Source organism: Pedomonas sp. (assembly GCF_036515995.1).
GTDB lineage: Bacteria > Pseudomonadota > Alphaproteobacteria > Sphingomonadales > Sphingomonadaceae > Pedomonas.
Genome location: NZ_DATBUP010000065.1, coordinates 14,249 through 36,718, shown reverse-complemented (window position 1 = coordinate 36,718; position 22,470 = coordinate 14,249). Strand labels below are relative to the sequence as shown.

General features: G+C 65.4%; 22 protein-coding genes and 1 other RNA gene. 17 read left to right on the top strand and 6 right to left on the bottom strand.

The window, feature by feature from the left end:
- Positions 1 to 164: 164 nt before the first annotated feature.
- Positions 165 to 1,607 carry a catalase gene (locus VIG90_RS05310; protein ID WP_331592420.1) on the top strand — a complete coding sequence of 481 codons (1,443 nt, stop codon included), beginning with the start codon at positions 165 to 167 and terminating at the stop codon, positions 1,605 to 1,607.
- A 267-nt stretch (positions 1,608 to 1,874) separates the two neighbouring features.
- Positions 1,875 to 3,401 carry a hypothetical protein gene (locus VIG90_RS05305; RefSeq protein WP_331592419.1) on the top strand — a complete coding sequence of 509 codons (1,527 nt, stop codon included), beginning with the start codon at positions 1,875 to 1,877 and terminating at the stop codon, positions 3,399 to 3,401.
- A gap of 514 nt (positions 3,402 to 3,915) precedes the next feature.
- On the opposite strand, the gene VIG90_RS05300 is transcribed toward VIG90_RS05305, so the two are convergent.
- From VIG90_RS05300 to VIG90_RS05285, 4 genes are all read right to left on the bottom strand, one after another.
- The gene (locus tag VIG90_RS05300; RefSeq protein WP_331592418.1) at positions 3,916 to 4,188 is read right to left on the bottom strand and encodes a DUF1971 domain-containing protein; all 273 of its coding nucleotides are present in this window, start codon (positions 4,186 to 4,188) and stop codon (positions 3,916 to 3,918) included.
- 249 nt (positions 4,189 to 4,437) lie between these two features.
- The gene (locus VIG90_RS05295; protein ID WP_331592417.1) at positions 4,438 to 5,265 is read right to left on the bottom strand and encodes a folate-binding protein; all 828 of its coding nucleotides are present in this window, start codon (positions 5,263 to 5,265) and stop codon (positions 4,438 to 4,440) included.
- Between the two features lie 55 nt (positions 5,266 to 5,320).
- Entirely contained in the window at positions 5,321 to 6,286 is a 966-nt protein-coding gene (locus VIG90_RS05290; RefSeq protein WP_331592416.1) for a PEP-CTERM sorting domain-containing protein, read from the bottom strand.
- Between the two features lie 247 nt (positions 6,287 to 6,533).
- Positions 6,534 to 6,860 (bottom strand): hypothetical protein, encoded by a 327-nt coding sequence (locus tag VIG90_RS05285; RefSeq protein ID WP_331592415.1) that lies wholly within the window; start codon positions 6,858 to 6,860, stop codon positions 6,534 to 6,536.
- A gap of 155 nt (positions 6,861 to 7,015) precedes the next feature.
- On the opposite strand from VIG90_RS05285, the gene VIG90_RS05280 reads away from it, so the two are divergent.
- Positions 7,016 to 7,660: a LysE family translocator gene (locus VIG90_RS05280; protein WP_331592414.1), complete on the top strand. Its 645-nt coding sequence runs from the start codon at positions 7,016 to 7,018 to the stop codon at positions 7,658 to 7,660.
- Between the two features lie 8 nt (positions 7,661 to 7,668).
- Here the strand turns inward: VIG90_RS05280 and VIG90_RS05275 are convergent, their stop codons facing one another.
- Positions 7,669 to 7,860, bottom strand: a complete 192-nt coding sequence (locus tag VIG90_RS05275; RefSeq protein WP_331592413.1) for a DUF3553 domain-containing protein — start codon at positions 7,858 to 7,860, stop codon at positions 7,669 to 7,671.
- 84 nt (positions 7,861 to 7,944) lie between these two features.
- Here VIG90_RS05275 and VIG90_RS05270 point away from each other — a divergent pair, with 84 nt between their 5' ends.
- The 9 genes from VIG90_RS05270 to VIG90_RS05230 all read left to right on the top strand — a co-directional run bounded on the left by VIG90_RS05270 (position 7,945) and on the right by VIG90_RS05230 (position 17,250).
- Complete coding sequence (locus VIG90_RS05270) at positions 7,945 to 8,577, top strand: histidine phosphotransferase family protein (RefSeq protein ID WP_331592412.1); 633 nt, start codon at positions 7,945 to 7,947, stop codon at positions 8,575 to 8,577.
- Positions 8,578 to 8,714: 137 nt separating this feature from the next.
- On the top strand, positions 8,715 to 11,441 hold the full coding sequence (locus tag VIG90_RS05265; protein ID WP_331592410.1) for a chemotaxis protein CheW: 2,727 nt from the start codon (positions 8,715 to 8,717) through the stop codon (positions 11,439 to 11,441).
- 21 nt (positions 11,442 to 11,462) lie between these two features.
- Positions 11,463 to 11,912: a chemotaxis protein CheW gene (locus tag VIG90_RS05260; RefSeq protein ID WP_331592408.1), complete on the top strand. Its 450-nt coding sequence runs from the start codon at positions 11,463 to 11,465 to the stop codon at positions 11,910 to 11,912.
- Between the two features lie 79 nt (positions 11,913 to 11,991).
- Positions 11,992 to 12,357, top strand: coding sequence for a response regulator (locus tag VIG90_RS05255; RefSeq protein ID WP_331592407.1), 366 nt, complete (start codon positions 11,992 to 11,994; stop codon positions 12,355 to 12,357).
- Between the two features lie 94 nt (positions 12,358 to 12,451).
- Positions 12,452 to 13,687 (top strand): chemotaxis response regulator protein-glutamate methylesterase, encoded by a 1,236-nt coding sequence (locus tag VIG90_RS05250; protein WP_331592406.1) that lies wholly within the window; start codon positions 12,452 to 12,454, stop codon positions 13,685 to 13,687.
- A complete protein-coding gene (locus VIG90_RS05245; protein ID WP_331592405.1) occupies positions 13,684 to 14,532 on the top strand; it encodes a protein-glutamate O-methyltransferase in 849 nt (282 codons plus the stop codon). The genes VIG90_RS05250 and VIG90_RS05245 overlap by 4 nt, the downstream gene beginning before the upstream one ends.
- A gap of 365 nt (positions 14,533 to 14,897) precedes the next feature.
- Positions 14,898 to 15,629: a DnaJ family molecular chaperone gene (locus tag VIG90_RS05240; RefSeq protein WP_331592404.1), complete on the top strand. Its 732-nt coding sequence runs from the start codon at positions 14,898 to 14,900 to the stop codon at positions 15,627 to 15,629.
- On the top strand, positions 15,626 to 16,519 hold the full coding sequence (locus VIG90_RS05235) for a DMT family transporter (protein ID WP_331592403.1): 894 nt from the start codon (positions 15,626 to 15,628) through the stop codon (positions 16,517 to 16,519). The genes VIG90_RS05240 and VIG90_RS05235 overlap by 4 nt, the downstream gene beginning before the upstream one ends.
- The gene (locus tag VIG90_RS05230; protein WP_331592402.1) at positions 16,516 to 17,250 is read left to right on the top strand and encodes an N-acetylmuramoyl-L-alanine amidase; all 735 of its coding nucleotides are present in this window, start codon (positions 16,516 to 16,518) and stop codon (positions 17,248 to 17,250) included. Before VIG90_RS05235 ends, VIG90_RS05230 begins: the two co-directional genes overlap by 4 nt.
- Before the next feature lie 79 nt (positions 17,251 to 17,329).
- Here VIG90_RS05230 and VIG90_RS05225 read toward each other — a convergent pair whose 3' ends face one another.
- Entirely contained in the window at positions 17,330 to 17,638 is a 309-nt protein-coding gene (locus VIG90_RS05225) for a hypothetical protein (RefSeq protein WP_331592401.1), read from the bottom strand.
- Positions 17,639 to 17,772: 134 nt separating this feature from the next.
- Between VIG90_RS05225 and rnpB the strand changes: the two genes are divergently transcribed.
- The 5 genes from rnpB (at position 17,773) to VIG90_RS05200 (ending at position 22,468) form a co-directional block, all read left to right on the top strand.
- Positions 17,773 to 18,160, top strand: an RNA gene (gene rnpB, locus VIG90_RS05220) — RNase P RNA component class A.
- 227 nt (positions 18,161 to 18,387) lie between these two features.
- Positions 18,388 to 18,963 carry a division/cell wall cluster transcriptional repressor MraZ gene (locus VIG90_RS05215; RefSeq protein ID WP_331592400.1) on the top strand — a complete coding sequence of 192 codons (576 nt, stop codon included), beginning with the start codon at positions 18,388 to 18,390 and terminating at the stop codon, positions 18,961 to 18,963.
- Positions 18,963 to 19,925, top strand: coding sequence for a 16S rRNA (cytosine(1402)-N(4))-methyltransferase RsmH (gene rsmH / locus VIG90_RS05210; RefSeq protein ID WP_331592399.1), 963 nt, complete (start codon positions 18,963 to 18,965; stop codon positions 19,923 to 19,925). Before VIG90_RS05215 ends, rsmH begins: the two co-directional genes overlap by 1 nt.
- A 3-nt stretch (positions 19,926 to 19,928) precedes the next feature.
- Positions 19,929 to 20,771, top strand: a complete 843-nt coding sequence (locus VIG90_RS05205) for a hypothetical protein (RefSeq protein WP_331592398.1) — start codon at positions 19,929 to 19,931, stop codon at positions 20,769 to 20,771.
- Positions 20,768 to 22,468, top strand: coding sequence for a penicillin-binding protein 2 (locus VIG90_RS05200; protein ID WP_331592397.1), 1,701 nt, complete (start codon positions 20,768 to 20,770; stop codon positions 22,466 to 22,468). Before VIG90_RS05205 ends, VIG90_RS05200 begins: the two co-directional genes overlap by 4 nt.
- Positions 22,469 to 22,470 lie beyond the last annotated feature (2 nt).

Genomic DNA, 22,470 nt, shown 5'->3' with positions numbered 1-22,470 from the left:
AGATATCAAATTAATTATGGTCAAGAAGGGTTGCGCTCAGACGCTAAAAATCGATATTGTCTATTTGTAAGCGGCGAAGGAAGCGTCGCTGGGTTCCAGAAACCCGCCTGTGACAGTGGAGGAGATGCCAAGTGTCCGAGAAGCCGACCTGCCCCTATGCTGCCATGACCGGTTCGACCACCGGAGCCGGTGCCCCGGCGGTGAGCGACCGCAATTCCCTGACGCTTGGTGCGGACGGCCCGATCATGCTGCACGACGTGCACCTGATTGAGCAGCTGGCCCACTTCAACCGCGAGAAGACCATCGAGCGCCAGCCGCACGCCAAGGGCTCGGGTGCGTTCGGCATCTTCGAGACGACCGAGGACGTGTCCGCCTACACCAAGGCGGCGCTGTTCCAGAAGGGCGTGACGACCGACCTGCTGCTGCGCTTCTCCACCGTGGCCGGTGAGCAGGGCAGCCCTGACACCTGGCGCGACGTGCGCGGCTTCTCGATCAAGTTCTACACGGACGAGGGCAACTACGACCTGGTGGGCAACAACACGCCGGTGTTCTTCGTGCGTGACCCGATGAAGTTCCCCCACTTCATCCGCAGCCAGAAGCGCCTGCCGGACCGTGGCCTGCGCGACGCCAACATGCAGTGGGACTTCTGGACCAACAATCCGGAATCCGCGCACCAGGTGACCTACCTGATGGGTGTTCGGGGCCTGCCGCGCACCTGGCGTCACATGAACGGCTACGGCTCGCACACCTACATGTGGGTGAATGAGAAGGGCGAGAAGTTCTGGGTGAAGTACCACTTCCACACCCAGCAGGGCATGGAACACTTCACCAACGCCGAAGCCACGAAGATGTCGGGCGAGGATGCGGACTTCCACCGCCGCGACCTGTTCGACGCGATCGAGCGCGGCGAGCACCCGAAGTGGACGCTCTCGGTACAGGTGATGCCGTATGAGGTCGCCAAGACCTACCGCATCAACCCGTTCGACCTGACCAAGACCTGGCCGAAGAAGGACTTTCCGCTGATCCCGGTTGGTGTGCTGACCCTGAACCGCAACCCGGAGAACTTCTTCGCGCAGGTGGAACAGGCGGCGTTCTCGCCGGGCAACGTGGTGCCGGGCATCGGCCTGTCGCCGGACCGGATGCTGCTGGCCCGCTCGTTCGCCTACGCGGATGCCCAGCGCAACCGCATCGGCGCGAACTTCCACCAGCTGCCGGTGAACCAGCCCAAGTGCCCGGTGAACACCTACATGTTCGACGGCCCGATGGCCTACCACCACTCCGGCAGCGCCCCGGTCTATGCCACCAACAGCGGCGGCCGCCCGTGGTCTGACCAGACGGGGCCGGTCGACAACGGCTGGGAGGCGGACGGCACCATGGTGCGCAGCGCCTACACCCTGCGCGAGGGTGACGACGATTACGCGCAGGCCGGAATTCTGGTGCGCGAGGTGTTCACGGACGATCAGCGCGCCCAGCTGGTCGAGACGGTTTCCGGTGCCCTGACGGGCGTGCGCGAGCCGGTGCTCAGCCGCGCCTTCCAGTACTGGAAGAATATCGATGCGGACATCGGTGCCCGCATCGAGGCCGAGGTGAAGGCGAAGCTCGCCTGAAGCTTTTCGGGGTCGCACTTTCTCAAGCGCAGGGTGGCCTCCACCCTGCTCGAAAGCTGCTCCTCCCCGGCCCGTAAGTAGCGTTGCGTTTGTTGTGTAGCGTTCAGTTGCGTTTGTAGCGTTTGTTGTGTCCGTTGCGTCAAACGTAAGCGGAAGGCCCCGGCCGGAGGGATCCAGCCGGGGCTTTTCGTGTTGTTTGTCCGCCACTTGCATTGCCTGCCCGGTCTCCTAGTATTCGCGGATTAGTCACCATGACGGCGGGTTCTGATGTTTCGTTGGACGGGGGCGATCGGCATCGCCCTGATGGCGCTGGCGGCGCGCGGCGCGGCTGCGGAATCGTTCATTCTGCTGGAGCCTGCGCGGGATGCGGCCGGCAAGGCGCTGATGCAGGCGGATGCGGGCGGCGCCTTGCTGCCGGTGCTGAAGCGGGCTGCGGAAACGCCGGTCACGCAGCAGGCGCGGCGCGTGCTGGCAGGCGGCTTTGCGGCGCGCATTCCGGCAATTGACGCTGCCGCGCGCAAGGCGGCGACAGAGAAGCCGACGTGCCCGGCGCTGCCCGAGGCGGTTTACGTTTACCTCTCGGATGAAGATGGCGGCTACGCCCGGCAGCGGTTCTTTGTGACCGATGCCTCGGGCAAGCCGGTGCTGTGCGAGGACCATTTCATCGACCTGACGGCGGATGAGGCGTCGATTGCCTCCGGCGAGTTCGAGGAAGTGCTGGCGCACGAGTGGGGCCACGTGCTGCTGCGGCGCGTGCTGGGCCCGGTGCCGCAGACGCCTTCGCGCAAGTTCCACAGCGTGCGCACCTCAACCGATGCGGTGACGGCGTTCGACGAAGGGCTGGGGGCGCACTTCCAGCCGGTATCGGCGCGGCTGGCGCAGACGCCGGGCTATCGCGCGCGCATCGAGGGCACGGCGGAGCCCCGGCTGGCGGACTTCTGGTTCAGCCGTCAGGAAACCTGGATGCGCCAGGCGCTGGTGCCGCAGAACCGGCTGGTGTTCGACAAGGACGCGCCAGTTGCCGGCAGCGACGCCTATGCGCGCTGGGTGGCGGACGAGACTTCGGTCAGCTTCGATGCCTGCCGGTTCAAGTCGGGCGGGCAGATGGTGACCTCCGAGGGCGTGGCGGCCAGCTTCTTCTACAAGCTGCTGGCGGCAGAACCGGCTGCGCTGGAAGGGCGCTATCGCCAGCTTGTGACCGTGCTGGCCCGCATGAAGAGCTGGCCGACAGACCGGCCCGCGCTGACGGTGTTCGTCGAGACGTGGGGCGAGGCCTTTCCGCAGGAGCGGGAGGCGGTGACCCGGCTGTTCGTGGCAACGACGCACGGCGCGACGGTTTCAGCCAGGGTTGCGGCCTTGCAGGAAAAGACCGCCTGCGCCGGGGCTTCCGGCGACATCGAGACGTTCCTCGGCCTTCGCAAGGAGGCGCAGGCGGCGCTGGACGGTGCGGTTGCCGACGTGCTGGCCGGGCGCGTTGCACTGGATGCGGCCGTCGGCCAGCCGGTGTGGCTTGCCAATCCTGACGTGAAGATCGCCACCGCGCCGTGGCAGGGCAAGCGGAGTGCGCCGGTGGTCGTTGACCTGAACACGGCGCGCGCCGCCGAACTGGAGCTGCTGTTCACGGATACGGCACTGGCGGGCAAGGCGGCGGCAATTGTGCAGGCGCGTGCGGCAGGGCCGTTCGCGGAACTGGACGATGCCGCCAGCCGGGCCGGGCTTGGCGCTGCCGGGCTGGAGGCGCTGCGCAAGGCGGCGGATGCCTTCGCGCAGGTGGGAGCAGAGGCGCGCAAGTAGGGTAGGCGCTGGGGATTCAGGGGAAGTGGTTTTGCAGGGGACTTGGCCCCCTGCACCCGTTTTCCTTATCGGGACGTGCCCGGTCATCCACACCGCGCTCGCTGGAGGCTAGTGCAGGTAGTGCTCCTTAAAATCATTCCAATATTATTGGGGCAGGGTGCTGTTGGGCAGGGGGATGGATGCCGGATAGGCTGGTTACGAAGTGTTGCCCTACTTTATCGGTGCCTGAACGGCTGCCGCTTCTTGGGCCCGTGATGGCCGAGGGTAACGCAGCGCAGGCACTCTAATTCCTTCGCATAAGTGTCCGCTATGACACTTTGCCGGTTTTACCAGGCAGCGGATCTGGTTCGGGCTGAGGGCTGAGGGCTGAGGGCTGAGGGCTGTTGGCTGTGGCGGGAGGCGGCACGATACTGCGTTGTGGCGCTGGTCGCAGGAGTTGAGGACAGGCGCGGTCCGGGAAACGAACGGGGTGCAGGGGTTGGACCCCTGCAAGAAACCTTAACCTTTAGAGGCGTCAGCCCTCGGGCGGGTGCTCGTGGAAATCCACCTGCATCTTCATGGGGCCGAGCGGTTCGACGAAATGAGGCTGCTGGGGCTGGACGATCCCGTGGTGGCCTGCTTCCAGCACCACTTCGGACGGCGGCTCGAGGTAGGTCAGCCTGAGGCGGCCTTCCAGCACGCGGATGACGCCCCAGACGCCCGCCTTGGTGGTGTGCTCCTTGCGCAGGGCGGCGGGCAGGGTGGTTTCGTCAAAGACGGGTGTCGAGCGGTAAGGCGCGGACGTCATGTTGTCCTCCGATTTCGAGCCTCCGCCCGCGGGTGTCCTCCGATTGCGGGCCTCCGCCCGCGGGAGTCTCGATCCGCAGCAACGCAGCACCGGCGCGGCGGATCAGGCGGACACTTCGCTCAGGATGAACAGGCCGATGATGATCGCCGAGGCAATGGCGATCAGGCCAATGAGCTTCTTGTCCTGCGTGAGGCCGGGTTTGGCTTTTTTCTTCGACATGACCTCAGGCTAGCGCCGGAAACGTTTCGGTCAAGCCTCGGCAGCGCCTGAGGCGGGGAGCCACTCGGGCGAGAGGACCTCGACGGGTGCGCCGCCGAGTGTGAGGGGGGCGTTGGCCTCCACGTATTCCATGCGCAGGAAGGCGACGCCCTGACCGTTGCGGTGGCTGCGCAGCTCGCCCGCGTCCTTGCCGTCCGGCGTGCGCAGGGTGACGTCTTCGCCCACGGGAGCGGAGAGGCGGACGGGCATCAGCCGCTTGCGCACCTTGGAGCGGTGGTACATGCGGGCGGTGTTCTCCTGCCCGACGTAGCAGCCCTTGCGGAAATCAACGCCGTTCAGCTCGACCGCGTTGGTTTCAAGCCACAGCATCTTGTCGACGCTGATGTCCCGGCTGCCGTTCGGCACGCCGAGCGCCAGCCGGTGGGCGTCATAGTCTTCCAGCGACGCGGTGGTGGAAAGGCCGGGGGCGGTGATCCAGCGGTAGCCCAGCGCGGGCAGGCGGGGGTCCTCAGCGGCACCTTCCGGCGCAGAGTCTCCCCACGCGGCATAGACGCTTAGGTCCGGCCGGGGCGTGACCTCCACCTTTGCGCGCAGGCGATACATGGACAGGCGCTTGGCGAGCATCTCGGCACGCTCCGCTTCCGCGTCCAGCAGGAAGCCGTCACCCTCGGGCCGGGCGAAGATCAGGAAGTCGAACAGGTACTTGCCCTGCGGCGACAGCAGCGCCGCCCACACCGGTGTGGCGGGGGTGACCTTCGCCACGTCATTGGTGACGAGGCCTTGCAGGAAGGGTACGGCATCCGGCCCCGTGATTTCGAGGACGGCGCGGTCTGACAGGTGTGCGAGATGGATAGCCATGTCACCTAAGTAATGGCTGTCGCGCCCGGCTCAAGGGGTGAGGCAGATCCGCCCCTCAGCGCGAACCAGGCATCCGGCGACGACGGCCAAGCACGGCCATGCCCACGAGACCGCCGATCAGCACGCCGAGCGTGCCCGGTTCCGGCACCTTGATGGGCGGAGTAGGCGGCACTGGCGGATTCTCGCCGCCCGGAGGGTTTTCACCACCCGGCGGGTTTTCACCACCCGGAGGATTCTCACCGCCCGGAGGGTTCTCGCCACCCGGAGGGTTCTCGCCACCCGGCGGGTTTTCACCGCCCGGAGGGTTTTCGCCGCCCGGAGGCGGGTCTACCGGCGTGGTGCCGGACGGCGGTCCGCTGCCATTATCTCCGCCGTTGCCGCCACCACCGACGCCGCCACCGCCCGGGTTCATCGGCACGGTCGGGCCGAAGTTGGCCGGTGCGTTCGATCGGGTGCGCGGCGCCAGCGTGCTGAGGCGCGCCGGTGACATGAGCGGGTTGCTGCCTGCCGCGGGTTCGGGGAACACCAGCGGCATGGACGTGCCTGCGCCCGGCTCGATCAGGTCGGTCAGGTTGGTTGGCAGGTTGTCAGGATTGGAGCCGGCACCGGGGCAGGCGTCTGCAATGATGATGGGCTTGGCCGCAAGCGGCACCGCCTTGGGCAGGGGCTTGGGCTTCGGCTTGGGTTTGGGCTTCGGCTGGGCCTGCGCCAGAACGGCGGCGGGCCGCTCGACCGGCGTTTCCGCCTTGGGCAGCGGCTTTGCGGGAGCGGACTGGGCCACCTTCCGTGCCGGTGCGGCCTTCTTCGGTGCGACGGCCTTCTTGGCGGGCTGCGGAATGATGATGGGATCACAGTCCTCGGCGGCAGTGATCTGCGCGGCCGGGGTCTTCGCAGCCATGGCCGCTGGCGCCGCGAGCAGCAGCGCGACCAGAGCGCCTGCGGCGACGCCGCAGGCGGCCTGCATACGCAGGAACTGCGCTTTGGAGGCTTTAGAAGGAGTGGCCAGAGCGTTTCGGAACACGTTTCCCGTCCTTGGTTCCGATGGAAACCTCGTGCCCGACGACCCGGAGTCCTTCCGCACTGCGGACTCCCGGGCGGGCACCTGCAAACGGTGGCCGTAATGGTTACGCCAGCGTTCTCAAGCGCACTTAGCACCGCCCAGGCTCGCTGCGCAAATTAATAAATACTTAACGAACTGCGGTTTCTTAGCGCATCCTGCAGAGAGCTAGGCAGAATGCGCCTAAATCTATAGGACTAGACTTTAATTTTTAGTGAATTGCCAGGCTGATGCTCTGGCGCGAAAGCTGGTCCGGCTTGACGCCATCGATGGTGATGACCCGCACTTCCAGTACCGTGTGCCCGCTGGCCTTCAGGTTTTCCACGTAGGCGTGAAGCACCGGAAACTCCGGCGCAAGGTCCAGTTCCTGACCGTACAGCGTCTCGGTTTTTCCCGGATTTCCAGGGAGTTCGACGTCGATCTCCGCCGAGGTCAGGCGGTAGCCGCGATACCACAGATGCGACTGGTATTCGCGCGGCAGCTTGGCGAAGGGCAGCAGCAGTTCATCAAGCGGGAAGGTTTTCTGCGAATCGGCCATGGAACCCATCTCTTTCCAAAAGCCCCCGGTCGTTCCTATAAGTCCCCGCCCTTGGTTTATGGGGTGATGGTAAATAAGTTGTTAATAATAACGGATCGTTAACAAGTATTCGCGGCGTGAGCGGGCGGCTGGGCCAGACAACAGGGGTGAGTGTGATGGATCTGGGCTGGTTGGCGACGTGGTACTTCCCCGTGGGGCTGGTGATCGGCTTCGTGGCGGCCGCGCCGATCGGCCCGGTCAATGTCATCGTCATCCAGCGCAGCCTGCGGCAAGGCGTGGCCTCCGCCATGACGCTGGGGCTGGGCGCGGCGCTGGGCGATGCGCTGTTCGCCGCCGGGGCGGGGTTCGGCCTGCAGGCGTTGCAGGCGCTGATGAACCTGCATCATGACCCGATTCGCATTGTGGGCGGGCTCATCATGATCGGGTTCGGCATTGCTGTGTGGCGGTCTGCCCCGCATCTGGATACGCCGGGGCGCAAGGTGCCCCGCGCAGGCCACATGGCGGTCGCGACCTTTCTGATGACCGTGACGAACCCGGCAACGCTGCTGTGGTTCGCGGCCACCTTCGGGTCCATCGGCTTCCGGGAGATCGGCACCGGCAGCACGCGGGCGCTGGTGCACTCCGCCGAACTGGTGGGCGGCGTGTTCGCGGGCTCGTTGCTGTGGTGGCTGGTGGTCTCGGGCGTGGCACGCTGGGCGAAGTGTCGGCTGGGCGACCGCCACCTCGCGGTTTTCAACCATGTCTCCGCAGTGGTGCTGCTGGTGTTCGGGCTGGTGGCGCTGGTTGCGGGGCTGGACTGAGGGCGGGTTTACCAGCGCCGGCGGGGGGCTGCGGACGCTACTTTTTCCAGCACGGCATGGCGGAGATTCAGGGTTTGCTTGCCCGCTTCCTCGAACATGACGGTCACGCGCTCGCCAATGGCGGACTGAACCTGGCCGATGCCCCATTCTGGACGCGCAGGCAAAGAGACATACTCTCCTGGAAGGAACTGACCGATCATAGTTTGCCTTGCGCTTGTCCGTTTCGTTGCATAGCAGTTTTCCTGTTCATCGTTACGCGGGTAGGGTCCGGGGGAGAGTTGCACATGAAAGCCGTGGATTTCGCCAGTCTTCTTTGCTCCCGCCTGTGTCATGATCTGGTCAGCCCGGTCGGCGCGCTCTCCAATGGAGTGGAACTGCTCTCGGACGAAACCGATCCCGAAATGCAGGCGCAGTGCCTGCAGCTTCTGGCCGACAGCGTACAGCAGGCAGCCAACCGGCTGAAGTTCTTCCGCCTTGCCTTCGGCGGCGGCGGCAGCTTCTCGGCGCAGGTGGATGTGCGCGAGGCGCAGAACGCCCTGCAGGGCATGTTTCCGCTAGACAAGGTGCGGGTGGAATGGCTGATCATTCCAGGCGTGATGCCCAAGACCGCCCTCAAGGTTCTGCTCAATCTGGCGCTGATTGCGGGCGATGCCCTGCTGCGCGGCGGCGTGCTGCAGGTAGCGGTTGAGCAGACCGGCGCGGTGCTGGACATCGCGGTGCGCGCGGAAGGCCCGCGCATGCTGCTGGGCGATGACCTGCGGCAGGCGCTGAACGGCTCCACTCCGGACGGCGAACTGACCCCGCGCGTGGCTCCGGCGCTGCTGGTGCGCACCCTCCTGACCGAAGTGAACGCGACGCTTCAGGTCTCCGAGCCCGAACCCGGCATCCTGCTGCTTGGCGTGCGCTGCCCGGCATAACGTCTCTGGCCAGACGAAAGGCCTTGCGACCGTCTACATGATTTAGAGCTTTTTAACCCCGTTGCGGCACAGTCGTACCGTAACGTGCGGGCCTGCGCCCTCACGACAGGATTTTTGTATTGTGAGAGGCGGATAGCATGGATGATCTGCTCACCGAGTTTTTGACCGAAACGAACGAGAGCCTCGACACGGTCGATAATGAACTGGTCCGCCTGGAGCAGAACCCGAACGACAAGGCCGTTCTGGACAACATTTTCCGCCTTGTTCACACCATCAAGGGCACCTGCGGCTTCCTTGGCCTGCCGCGCCTCGAATCGGTGGCGCACGCGGCCGAGAACGTGCTGGGCAACTTCCGCGACGGCAAGCTGACGGTCAACTCCGAGCTGGTGTCGCTGATTCTCCAGGCGCTCGACGCGATCAAGGTGATTCTGCGCGGCCTTGAGGAAAGCGGGGCCGAGCCCGAGGGCGACGATGACATGCTCATCGCCATGCTGGACGAAGCGGCTGCCGGAAAACTGTCTCCCGCGCCTGCGGCCGAGCCGGTGGTGGATGCGGACGTTGCCCGTTCCGAGACCGAGAAGATGCTGGGCCGCGCGCTGAAGCCGGGCGAGGTTTCGCTCGAGGAGCTGGAAGCGGCCTTCGCCTCCGCACCCGGACCGGAAGAAATGGCCGAGGAAGAGCCGGCTCCCGCCGTTGCCGCGCCGACGGCAACCGCGGCCAAGGCTCCGGCCAAGGCCGGCGCGGCTCCGGCTGCTGCTGCTGCTTCGGGCGCCGCCGACCACGGCGACTCCAAGGCGGCGAACCAGAGCATCCGCGTGTCTGTCGACCTGCTGGAAGACCTGATGAATCTGGTCTCCGAGCTGGTGCTGACCCGCAACCAGCTGCTCCAGACCGCGCGCCGCCACGAGAACAGCGAATTCACCGTGCCGCTGCAGCGCCTGTCCCAGTGCACCACCGAGTTGCAGGAAGGCGTGATGAAAACGCGCATGCAGCCGGTGGGCAACGCCTGGCAGAAGCTGCCGCGCATCGTGCGCGACCTCAGCCACGAACTGGGCAAGAAGATCGAGCTGGACATGCACGGCGCGGAAACCGAGCTGGACCGCCAGGTGCTGGAGCTGATCAAGGATCCGCTCACCCACATGGTGCGCAACTCGGCCGACCACGGCATCGAGATGCCGGCGGACCGTGCGGCGGCAGGCAAGCCGGAAACCGGCCATATCCGCCTCAACGCCTTCCATGAGGGCGGCCACATCATCATCGAGATCATCGACGACGGACGCGGCATCAATACCGACCGCATCCGCCAGAAGGTTCTCGAGAACGGCCTCGTCAGCGAGGCCGAGCTGGAGGGCATGTCGGAGAACCAGATCCAGAAGTTCATTTTCCATCCGGGCCTGTCCACGGCGGAGAAGGTGACGTCGGTTTCGGGTCGCGGCGTCGGCATGGACGTGGTGCGCTCCAACATCGAGAAGATCGGCGGCACCATCGAACTCGAGTCCCGCATGGGGCAGGGCAGCCGCTTCGCCATCAAGATTCCGCTGACGCTGGCCATCGTGTCCTCGCTGATCGTGGGCTCGGGGCCGGAGCGCTTCGCCATTCCGCAGATCTCCGTGCTGGAACTGGTGCGGGTGATGAGCGGCGGTGAGCACGTCATCGAGCACATCAGCAACACGCCGGTCCTGCGCCTGCGCAACCGCCTGCTGCCGCTGGTGCGGCTGGACAAAGTGCTGGGCCTCACCCCGGCGTCGTCCGACGATGCGGCCAACGACAATGACCAGTGCTTCGTTGTGGTCGCTCAGGTGGGCGCGTTCACCTTCGGCATCGTGGTCGATGAGGTGTTCGACACCGAGGAAATCGTGGTCAAGCCGATGGCCCCGATTCTCAAGGATCTGTCGGTCTATTCCGGCACCACCATTCTGGGCGACGGCAGCGTGATCATGATCCTCGATCCCAACGGCATCGCCAAGGCGACCGCCGCCGTTCAGGACAGCGAAGCCAGCGACACGCTGGAGATGAAGGGCCGCGCGGCCGACAGCGAGCAGGAGTCCATGCTGGTGTTCCGCGCCGGTTCGGACAATCCGAAGGCGGTGCCGCTGTCGCTCATCGCGCGTCTGGAAGAGATCGACGTCGCCACCATCGAGCACAGCCATGGCCGTCCGATGGTGCAGTACCGCGGCAACCTCATGCCGCTGATGACGGTGGACCCGTACCTGCAGCTGAAGACCGAGGGTCATCAGTCGGTGCTGGTATTCGCCGACGGCGACCATGTGATGGGCCTGGCGGTGGACGAGATTCTCGACATCGTGGAGACCGAACTGAAGGTGGAGCTGACCGCCGACATGCAGAACGGCCGTCTCGGCACCGCCGTGGTTGCGGGCAAGATCACCGAGATCATGGACGTGGGCCACTATCTGAAGCTGGCGTTCAAGGACCACATCAAGACCAAGTCGAACGAGGGCCACGCGGCCAGCCGCCGCCAGCCGCCGCGCGTGCTGCTGGTGGACGACAGCTCGTTCTTCCGCAACATGCTGAAGCCGTTGCTGCGGGCCGGGGGCTACGAGGTGACCTGCGTATCCTCCGCCGAGGACGCGCTGGCGCTGCGCGACAAGGGCACGGCGTTCGACCTCATCATCTCGGACATCGAGATGCCGGGCCTCAGCGGCTTCGAGTTCGCTGAGGAAGTGCGCCAGAACGGCCGCTGGGCGCAGGTGCCGATGGTGGCGCTGTCGTCCCTGGCCAGCCCGGCCGACTTCGACCGCGGACGCGAGGCGGGCTTCAACGACTATGTCGCCAAGTACGACCGGGACTCGCTGCTCAACGTGCTTGAAGAGCAGCTGGATTTCGCCCGCGGCGTGGCGGCCTGAGGGACGAGGGAGTAAAGAGTCATGAAAGAAGGGTCCAAGGACTTCGTCACCATCCGCCTTGCGGGTCAGCTGCTCGGCATTCCCGTGCTGCTGGTGCAGGACGTCATCAGGCTGCAGAACATGACCCGGGTGCCGCTCTCGCCGCCGTGGGTGGCGGGCGTGCTCAACCTGCGCGGCCGAATCGTGACCGCCATCGACCTGCGCGAGCGCCTGGGCATGGTCCGGCGCCGGGAAGGCGAGAAGGCGGCCATGAGCGTGGTGGTGGACTTCAAGGGCGAGTCCTACTCGCTCATCATCGACAGCGTGGGCGAGGTGCTGAGCCTGCCGGATTCGCTGTACGAAAAGAACCCGGTGACGCTCGATCAGCGCTGGCGGGAGGTGTCCGACGGCATCTACCGGCTCGATGACGAATTGCTGGTGGTGCTGGACGTGCGTCGTGTTCTGGATCTGGACCGGGCCGCCGCGGCCTGATGATCTGCGGGCTTTTTAACCCGGCGGCAAGTTTTGCGTCCCTATTCTGTCAGCCAGAGGCCCTGGGAGTGGAAATCCGATGAAGTCCTGCTTGGTTGTTGATGACTCGAAGGTGATCCGTAAGGTTGCCCGGCGCATTCTCGAGGATCTGGAATTCGAGATCACCGAGGCCGTGGACGGGCAAGACGCCTGGGAACAGTGCCAGGCGGACATGCCGGATGTGGTCCTGCTCGACTGGAACATGCCGGTGATGAACGGCCTGGATTTCCTGAAGACCCTGCGTTCGGCCGACTGCGAGAAGCAGCCGACGGTGATCTTCTGCACGACCGAAAATGACATGGCGCACATTCGCGCGGCCCTTGAGGCCGGCGCGGACGAGTACATCATGAAGCCGTTCGACCGCGAGATCATCGAGGCGAAGTTCGCGCAGGTCGGTCTTCTGTAAGCACGGCGTGCCCGGACGGGACGTTGTACGACGCCCCTGAAGTACTGTTGCTTCTGTTGTGAACGCCGCGCGAGCGGTCTGAGGATTTGGGCGAATGAGTGTATCAGCGTTGGGTGGGGTGAACGGGAAAGGCCAGTCGGCCCCTCCCAACCACGTTCGGGTCATGGTCGTGGACGACTCGGCCGTGATCCGCGGTATCCTCGCCCGCTGGCTGGAAGACGATCGCTCGATCCGGGTGGAGACGACGGCGCACAACGGCGTGGCGGCGCTGCGTCAGGCGCAGATCCAGCGCTATGACGTGATCGTCCTCGACATCGAGATGCCGGAGATGGACGGCCTGACCGCCCTGCCGCTGCTGCTGAAGGCGCAGCCGGGGGTGCAGGTGATCATGGCGTCCACCCTGACGCTGCGCAACGCTGACATCTCGCTCAAGGCGCTGAGCCTTGGCGCTGCCGATTACATTCCCAAACCCCAGAGCACGGGCATCATCACCAACGGCATCGATTTCCGGCGCGAGCTGCTGGAAAAGGTGAAGGCGATGGCGCAGGTGGCGCGTCGCCTGCGCGGCGAGCCGAAGATCGACTTCGACGCCAGCAGCGTCCCGGAAGACAAGGCGCCAGAGCCCCGTTCGCCGCTTGCCCGGCTGGCGACGCAGCCCGGCGTGGCCGGAGCCAAAACTCCCGCGACTACCGCAGCGGCCAAGGCCCCGGCGCAGCGGGCCCCGGCGCGGGCGCAGCCGTCCAAATCCCGCCCGAGCGTGCTGGTGATAGGCGCGTCGACCGGCGGACCGCAGGCGCTGTTCAACGTGCTGGGCAAGCTGCCCAAGCCGTTCCGCCTGCCGATTCTCATCACCCAGCACATGCCGCCCACCTTCACCAAGATTCTTGCGGAGCACATCCAGCGCCAGACCGGCTTCGAGGCCGCCGAAGCGGTGGATGGCGAGGCGGTCCGGGCAGGGCGGGTTTATGTGGCCCCGGGCGGCCTGCACATGGTGCTGACCGGTAACGCCAGTGCTCCGGTCATCAGCATCACCGATGCGCCGCCGGTAAACTTCTGCCGCCCGGCGGTGGACCCGCTGTTCACCTCCGCCGCGCAGATCTACAGCAGCGCCTGCCTTGCCGTGGTGCTGACCGGCATGGGTCATGACGGCCGCGACGGCGCTGCCGACGTGGTCTCCCACGGCGGCACCGTGATTGCGCAGGATGAGCCGACTTCGGTGGTCTGGGGCATGCCCGGCGCCATCACCCAGGCCGGTCTGGCCAGTTTCGTTCTGCCGCTGGACCGTATCGGCCCGGCGGTTGGAAGCCTCATGGAGGGGCGTTGCCCATGAGCCCTCTGTCGTCGCAAGACTTCCAGCTTCTGGCCGATCTGCTCAGGACGCGCTCGGGCTTCGTGCTCGGGCCGGAGAAGGGCTACCTGCTGGAGTCGCGCCTGACGCCGGTGGCGCGGCGGCGCGGTCTTGAAACGCTGGACCAGCTGGTCAGGCAGCTCCGGCTGAAGCCGGACGAACTGCTGATCCACGAAATCACGGAAGCGATGACGATCAACGAATCGTTCTTCTTCCGCGACAACCTGCCGTTCGAGACCCTCTCCAAGTTCGTGCTTCCGAAGCTGCGCACCTCCCGCGCCGGAGCCAAGCGCCTGCGCATCTGGAGCGCGGCCTGCTCGACCGGACAGGAGCCCTACTCGATTGCGATGATCTTCGACCAGCAACGGCCGCTGTGGTCCGACTGGACGATCGAGATCATCGCGACGGACCTGTCCTCGCAGGCGGTGGCGAAGGCGCAGGCCGGGCTCTACTCCCAGTTCGAGGTGCAACGGGGCCTGCCGATCAAGAACCTGATGACCTACTTCGAGAAGGTGGGTGACCAGTGGCAGATCTCTCCGCAGATCCGCAGCATGGTGAAGTTCCGCACCTTCAACCTGCTGCATCCGCTAACGGTTCTGGGCACGTTCGACGTGGTGTTCTGCCGGAACGTGCTGATCTATTTCGACGCGCCGACCAAGGCGAAGGTTCTGGACTCCATCCGCCGTCAGCTGACGCCGGACGGCTGCCTGTTCCTCGGCGCGGCCGAGACCGTGCTTGGCCTGACCAAGGCGTTCAAGCCGGTGAAGGACCAGCGGGGCCTCTACATGCCCGCCGATGCGGACGCGCCGGTGGCGGCGCTGGCCTGATCCGGGACTGGTTTGGCCGAGCGCTGATGCCTGCGTCGCACCGGCGGCGATGACTCCCCTGTTTGCTGTGCCCCGAGGCTCCGTTCCGGGAGCCGTGACTTCGATGCCTGAAACCGGTGCGGTCTGGTATGATTTGCCGCAGCGGCCAAGCCGCCTGTTTCCAGTCCCATTTGAAATGGGCTAAGAACGAAGTACAAACAGATCCTCGCCTGGGAAAAGGCGCAGCCACCAAAATCCGCACATACCCGTCCAGCGCGATCGCCCGTCGGATGCCGGGAGATCCGGAAGATGACCGGGCAGGGGCCGATCAGGCGGGACAGTGCGAGGCCGGGTGGCCGGGTAACGACGGGAGACGGAACGAGCGGATGTCGATCTGGGGCAAACTCATCGGTGGCGCGGCAGGACTGGCGCTGGGCGGACCGATTGGGGCCTTGATCGGGATCATGATCGGCCACGCCTTCGTTGACGTGGCGGTCGATCGCCTGCGCACGCCGGAAGCGGACAAGCGGCAGGTGGCCTTCACCATTGCCGCCATTGCGTTGGCTGCCAAGATGGCGCGGGCGGACGGCCACGCGGGCGACGAGGAGTTCCAGGCCTTCCGCCGTCTATTCCAGGTGGACCCGCGCGAGGAAGCCAACGTCACCCGCTTCTATAATCTGGCCCGCAAGTCGGTGGACGGCTTCGAGGCCTACGCGAGGCAAGCGGCGCAGCTGTTCGGCGAGGGGTCTCCCATTCTGGAGGACCTGCTGGACGCCTTGTTCCTGATCGCCCGGGCCGATGGCTACGTGACCGACGACGAGATGGCCTACCTCGAGACGGTGGGGACGCTGCTTGGCTTCAAGGGCGGGGCCTTTGCCCGCATCCGCTCCCGCCACGTGGCAAGCCATCCGGACGATCCTTACGTCATTCTCGGCGTCGAGCCGGGCGCGAGCATGGCGGACGTGCGCACCGCCTACCGGAAGCTGGTGAAGCAGCATCATCCTGACCGCCACATTGCGGCGGGCGTACCCACTGAGTTCATTCGCGTCGCGGAACAGCGGATGGCGGCAATCAATGCGGCCTACCGGACTCTTGTCGCGCAGGAAGAGGCCGCATGAAGCCGTTGCATTTCGCTTTCCTCATGCTGATCAACGTGGCGTGGGGGTTCAACATTGTGCCGGTGAAGCTGGCGCTGAACGAGCTGTCGCCGCTGGCGGCCGGATCGGTGCGCTTCTTCTTCCTGCTCGTGCTCTGCCTGCCGGCGTTGCGCTGGGTGCCGGGGCGGATGGGCCAGATCATCTCCATCGGTCTGGTGATGGGCGCGCTGCAGTTCTCCGTGATGAACATCGCCTTCTCCATGGCGACCAACATGAGCGCGCTGGCCATTGCCGGGCAGCTGGCGGTGCCGTTCGGCGTCATTCTGGCAATCGCGCTGCTGGGCGAGCGAATCCGCTGGATTCGTGCCCTTGGCATCGTGATGGCGTTCTCGGGCGTGGCGTACCTGTCGTTCGATCCGCACATGTTCGATGAGCGGCTGCCGCTGGGTCTGGCCTGCCTTGCCTCCTTCTCCGGCGCGCTCGGCACGGTGATGGTGCGGCAGCTGCGGGGCGTCTCCCCGCTCAACCTGCAGGCATGGATCGCCATCATCAGCATCCCGCCGATGGCGGTGCTCTCGGTCGTCTATGAGCCGGGCGTGCTGGCCAACCTGCAGGACGTGCCGATGCGGGTATATGGCTACCTGCTGTTCGCGGCCGGATTCTCCTCCGTTGTTGGCCATGCGGGGCTGGCATGGCTGCTGCAACGCTACCCGGTGACGGTGATCACGCCGTTCACGCTGCTGTCTCCACTCGTGGGAGTTGCATCCTCGGTGTGGCTGCTGGGCAGCGTACTGACGTCGCAGATGATCATCGGCGCTCTGATTGCGATGGTGGGCGTCGGCATCATCATCTGGCGCGGCGCGAAGAAGGAAACGGAGCGGGAAGCCGTCATGGTGGAGAAGCGCGCATGAGGCTGGCGTATCGCCCGTCGCCCAACCATGAGGACCGGCGCGGCCAGCCGGTCTCCATGCTGGTTCTGCATTACACGGGAATGGAATCAGGGCTGGCGGCGGTGGACTGGCTGGCCAACCCGGCCTCCAGGGTTTCCGCCCACTATACCATCGATGAGGACGGCACGGTTTACATCCAGGTGCCGGAGGACCGGCGGGCCTGGCATGCGGGCGTCTCGAGCTGGCGCGGCGTGACCGACGTGAATTCGGCCTCCATCGGCATCGAACTGGTCAACCCGGGGCACGAGTTCGGCTACCGGCCGTTTCCCGAGGCGCAGATGGACGCCCTGATCGAGCTGGCGCGCGGCATTGTGGGACGCCATCCCATCCCGCCCCGCAACATCGTCGGTCATTCGGACGTTGCCCCCGGCCGCAAGCAGGATCCGGGCGAGCTGTTCGATTGGAGGCGGCTGGCAGAGGCAGGGCTCGGGTTGTGGCCGGAAGAAGGCTGGGACGGCAACCACGCGCCGCTGGAGCCGGGCGATGCGGGCGAGGCGGTGCGGGGCTATCAGGCGCTGCTGGCGGCGTGGGGCTACGGGCTGGCCGAGACCGGCGTGTTCGATGCGGAAACCGAAGCCGTGACGCTGGCCTTTCAGCGCCGGTTCCGCCCGCAGGACCTGAGCGGCCACGCGGATGCGCAAACGCAGGGCCTGCTGCTCGCCTTGCTGGGGATGGTTGGAGCGCAGGCGTAGAATTCGTGACAAAACAGGCATTTGGGCGGCCTTGCTGAATCAGTGCGCGAATCGGCCGCCCGGTTTCCGGACGCCTGGCTTATTGCGGCGGAATGGGCTCGCCAAGGTGGGCGGCACTGGCCGAATCGCCCGCGAGGTTGTCCGGCAGGCGCTTGGCGGCCTTCTTGATGTTCTCCGACGGAGCAATGACGGGCTTGGCATTCTTGCCGTTGTTCGGGGCGGCCCCATTGGAAGCGGCAGCCTCGGCCGATTCCGAATCCGGCGCGCCGATCTCGCGCGGGGTCTGGTTCGCCTCGATTGCGTCTTCAGCGCCACCGAAAATGCCGCGAACGGTGCTGCAACCGGTCAGCAGCAGAGCTGCGGAAATCAAGATAAGTCCAACGCGCATGCGGCCTTCTCCTCGTTGCTCTGAACCCGTAAGGCCCGGCTTTCGGATTGGCAAGGCCGATTGTCAGGGCTGCCGGGCGGATGATTCGTCGTTTCCGGTGGCAAAGTGGGGAGATTTCCCATATCAAGGCGCGGGCAGAGGATCGGACGGCCGCCGCCCGCAGCAATGCGGGGGGAGGAAAGTCCGGGCTCCATGGATTAACAGCGCCGGGTAACGCCCGGCCGGGGTGACCCGAGGGACAGTGCCACAGAGATCGAACCGCCAGCTATAGCGCTGGTAAGGGTGAAAAGGTGCGGTAAGAGCGCACCGCTGGGCTGGTAACAGCGCAGGCATGGCAAACCCCGCTGGGAGCAAAACCGAGTAGGGACGGCGCGGCAGTCTTCGGACTGTCAATGCGGATCCAGCATGACCGTCCGGGTTGGTTGCTAGAGGCAGGCGGCAACGTCTGTCGTAGAGGAATGGTCGTCGGCGTGGGAATTCATCCCACGTACACAGAACCCGGCTTACAGATCCTCTGCCCCACTCTCGTCCGGACTATCATTAGTCCGGACCACTCTCTTGTTTTTTAAGGAAAAATTCACGTTCGGTCGCATTTCGCGCCCGGAACGTGTCTTTGCGTCTGCGCGTGGGCGCAAAGTGGCGGCAAACCACCCCGTTTTGGGATCTGGTGGGGCTTTTTCCCATTGAAAACCCATGGAGTGGCATGTACACCTTGGCCGTGGGCGGCGTTTTCTTCTCTTTCTCGAGCCATGAAATGGGGCGCGTTTTGCGCCGGTTGTGAGCTGTTGAGAGGAAGGCGTGCGCCACGTGTGGAGGACACGGCGCGCGTGGTCGAACAGGGCGAACAACTGTTTTATGGCAACGCTTTAAACAGCGTTGACAGCAAGAACCGGGTCTCGGTTCCTGCACAGTTTCGTGCTGTCATCAAAGGACGCACCGGCGGCGAGGAATTCCTCATCCGCGAGCACGAGGATCTGCCCTGCCTCGTTGCCTACGATCACACACATCTCAAGGAGTTACGCGAGGAAGCTGAGGCTCGGCTTGCACAGGATCCGTCCGCAAACCGCGAGGATCTGCGCCGCAGCCTGTTCGGTACCGCGGATTCCGTGAAGTTCGACGACGCCGGCCGAATCGTTCTGGACGGCTTCTTCATCGATTACGCCGCCATCGAGAAGACCGCGCTGTTCCTTGGCGCGCAGGGATATTTCGAAATCTGGAATCCCTACACCTTCCTCGAGACCCAGGCGCACCAGAAGGCCCTGTGCCGGAAGGTCATGTACCTGCTGAAACAGAAGAAGCTGCCGTTGCCGGAAGGGGAAGCCTGATGACTGCCCCGATCCAATCCGTTTCCCCGCACATTCCGGTGCTGCGTGACGAGGTACTGGCCGCGATGGACCTGCGCGAGGCCGATGTGGCGGTGGATGCCACCTTCGGCGCGGGCGGCTACACCCGAGCGATTCTCGCCCAGCCCGTGGCCAAGGTTTACGCCTTCGACCGCGACCCCAACGCCATTCAGGCCGGGCAGGCGCTGGTTGCGGAAGCCGGTGGGCGGCTGACCCTGATTCACGGCCGCTTCGGCGAGATGCTGGAGCTGCTGGCCGAGCGGGGCGTGACGCAGGTGGATGCGATCGCCTTCGACATCGGCGTCTCCTCCATGCAGCTGGATCAGGCGGAGCGGGGGTTCTCGTTCCAGAACGACGGTCCGCTGGACATGCGGATGGAGCAGGCAGGCCCGAGCGCGGCGGATGTGGTGAACACCGCCAGCGAGGAAGAGCTGGCCGACATCTTCTATTACTACGGCGAGGAGCCGAAGGCGCGCCGCGTGGCCAAGGCCATCGTGAAGGCCCGCCTCACCGAATCGTTCAGCCGCACCGAGCAGCTGGCGGAGGTGATCCGCGCATCGCTGGGCGGACGGCGTGGCCCGAAGGATCCGGCGACCCGCAGCTTTCAGGGCCTGCGCATCCATGTGAACGCGGAACTGGACCAGTTGCGCGACGGCCTGCGCGCGGCCGAGAAGCTGCTGCGCCCCGGCGGACGGCTGGCGGTGGTGAGCTTCCACAGCCTTGAAGACCGCGTGGTGAAGACTTTCCTGCGTGAGCGCAGCGGCGCCGTTGCTGGCGGCTCCCGGCATCTGCCGGAGCGGCCCCAGCCGACCAAGGCGCCCAGTTTTGAACGGGTGTCAAAAGCGGTTCGTCCCTCGGACGAGGAAACCGCCCGCAACCCGCGAGCCCGGTCCGCAACCCTGCGGTCCGCCGTCCGAACGTCAGCACCGTCCTGGGAGAATTAAGTAATGCGCTATTACACCGGCATCGCCATGGCGCTGGCAACTGCAGTCTCGGCTGTGGTTTGCTTTGCCGTCAGCCTTGAGGTCGGTGGGCGCCGGGACGAGGTGATCGCCCTGAAGCGGCAGATTGCCAGCGACATGCGGGAAGTGCGCCGCCTTCAGGCGGAATGGCAGATTCGGGTGCGCCCGATGCAGCTGCAGCGCATGAACGACACCTATTTCGGCCTGACGGCTCCGACGGCTGACCGCTACTTCGCCTCGGCGGAGAGCTATGTGGCGTTTGCCGCCGATGCCAATTCGGTGCCGCAGAAGGCCCAGGTCATCCCCGCCATCGAGCAGCCCGCAACGCCGTTCGAGGCGCCGCGCACCTATCTCGCCAAGGCGACTGACACAGGCGATGCGCAGCTGGTGGCGCTGACCTCCGACGGTCCGGCCGTCGCGATGCGCCTGCCCTCCGCCACCCAGATTGCAGCGGCGCGCAAGCCGCGTCCGCAGGCTCCGGGCTTTGGGGCGGACGCGCCGAAGGTGCATCTGGCATCCTGGTCTGACGATACGCCGGGCAGCGGCCGCATTCAGCTTGCCGCCTGGACGCCGGAGCCGAGCCCGGCCCCCGCAGCCAAGCCGAAGCCGAAGCCGGCCAAGCCCGCAGAAGCCGTGCCCGCGCCCCGCAAGGAAACGGAAGTGGCCATGCGCGCTCCCGAGCCGGCACCGGCCCGCGCCTCCGCGCCGGTTGTGCGCGAGTCTTACGCAGCGGCGATTCCGGCCGGGGCGGCACCGCTGAGCGGGCTCGATTCCGCCACCATTGCCTCGATTGAACGCCTGGCTGCGATTGAGGCAGGCACTCAATGAACCCAGCCGCGCTGCGCTCGCTTAGGATTCAGCTTGCTGGCCATCGCCAGCAGGCATTGGAGCGGTCGCGGCAGCGTCTGGTGATCGGCGTGCTGCTGTTCGCCGCCGTCACGGTTCTCATCGGCCTTCGGCTGATGGATCTGGCAGTGCTGAAGGCAATCGACCGCTCTACGCGCCAGCCCGATATTCTGGCGTCCGTTCGTCCGCCGCGCGCCGACATTCTGGACCGCAACGGCGAGGTGCTGGCCACCACGCTGAAGGTGCAGGCGCTTGCCGTGCGCCCGCAGAAGGTGATTGGCGACAAGGAGCAGCTGGCCCGGCGAATCGTCGAGGTGCTGCCGCATCTGGAGCTGGAGTTCGTGCGCCGCCAGATGCACTCGAACGCCAAGTTCCGCTACATCTCCCGCCGCCTGTCACCGGATCAGGTGAACAGGATCAACGCGCTGGGCGAGCCGGGCCTGGAGTTCCACGACGAGGCGGAGCGTGTCTATCCCAACGGTACGCTGGCTGCGCACGTGCTGGGCTATACCAATATCGACGGCCGCGGCATGGCGGGCATCGAACGCGCGTTCGATGCGCGGCTGAGCCCCGGGGAGCAGCTTAACAAGCCGCTGAAACTGTCCATCGACGTGCGCGTGCAACATGCGCTGGAATATGAACTGAACGCGGCCATGGAAAAGTTCAGCGCCATCGGCGCGGCTGGCCTGGTCATGGACGTTCACTCGGGTGAGCTGCTGGCGATGACCTCGCTGCCCGCCTTCGACCCCAACGCCGTCTCGCGCAGCCCGTCGGAGACTTGGTTCAACCGGGCGACGCAGGGCGTGTACGAGCAGGGCTCGACCTTCAAGATCTTCACCACGGCCATGGGGCTGGAAGAAGGCATCGTGACACTCGGCAAGCGTTATGACGTTTCCCAGCCGATTGCCGTGGGCCGGTTCCGTATTCGCGACTACCGCTCCAACTACAAGAATTTGTCGGCGGCGGAAGTTTTCATGCACTCCTCCAACATCGGCACGGCGCTGATGGCGGTGGACATGGGGCCAGAGGTTCAGCAGGCCTACTTCCGCAAGCTGGGTCTTCTGGAAGCCGCGCAGATCGAGCTGAAGGAATCGTCACAGCCGCTGGTGCCCAGCCAATGGAGCAAGGTCTCCAGCATGACCATGAGCTACGGGCACGGCATTGCCGTGACTTCGCTGCACGTGGCGACCGGCATCGCCACGGTGGTGAACGGCGGCATCTGGCGGCCCGCCACCCTGATGCATGTGCCCGCCGGGACCGTGGCGGCCACCGGCGAGCGGATCTTCAGCGAGCAGACCTCGAAGACCATGCGTGAGCTGATGCGCCTTGTCGTGGTGCAGGGCACCGGCAAGAAGGCGGACGCTCCCGGCTTCCGCATCGGCGGCAAGACCGGCACGGCGGAGAAGCCGGGCGTGGGCGGTTATCAGCGCAAGTCGCTGATCACGACCTTTGCGGGCGCATTCCCCATGGATGACCCCCGCTACGTGGTGATCGCCACGCTCGATGAGCCGCAGGGAACCAAGGAAACCTATGGTTTTGCGACGGCGGGCTGGAACGCCGCGCCGGTGATGAAGGCGGTTGTGCAGCGGGTAGGACCGATCCTGGGCGTGGAGCCCAACGTGAACAAGGATGTCGATCTGCGCCCGATGCAACAATACATCGCGGGGAAGCAAACCTGACC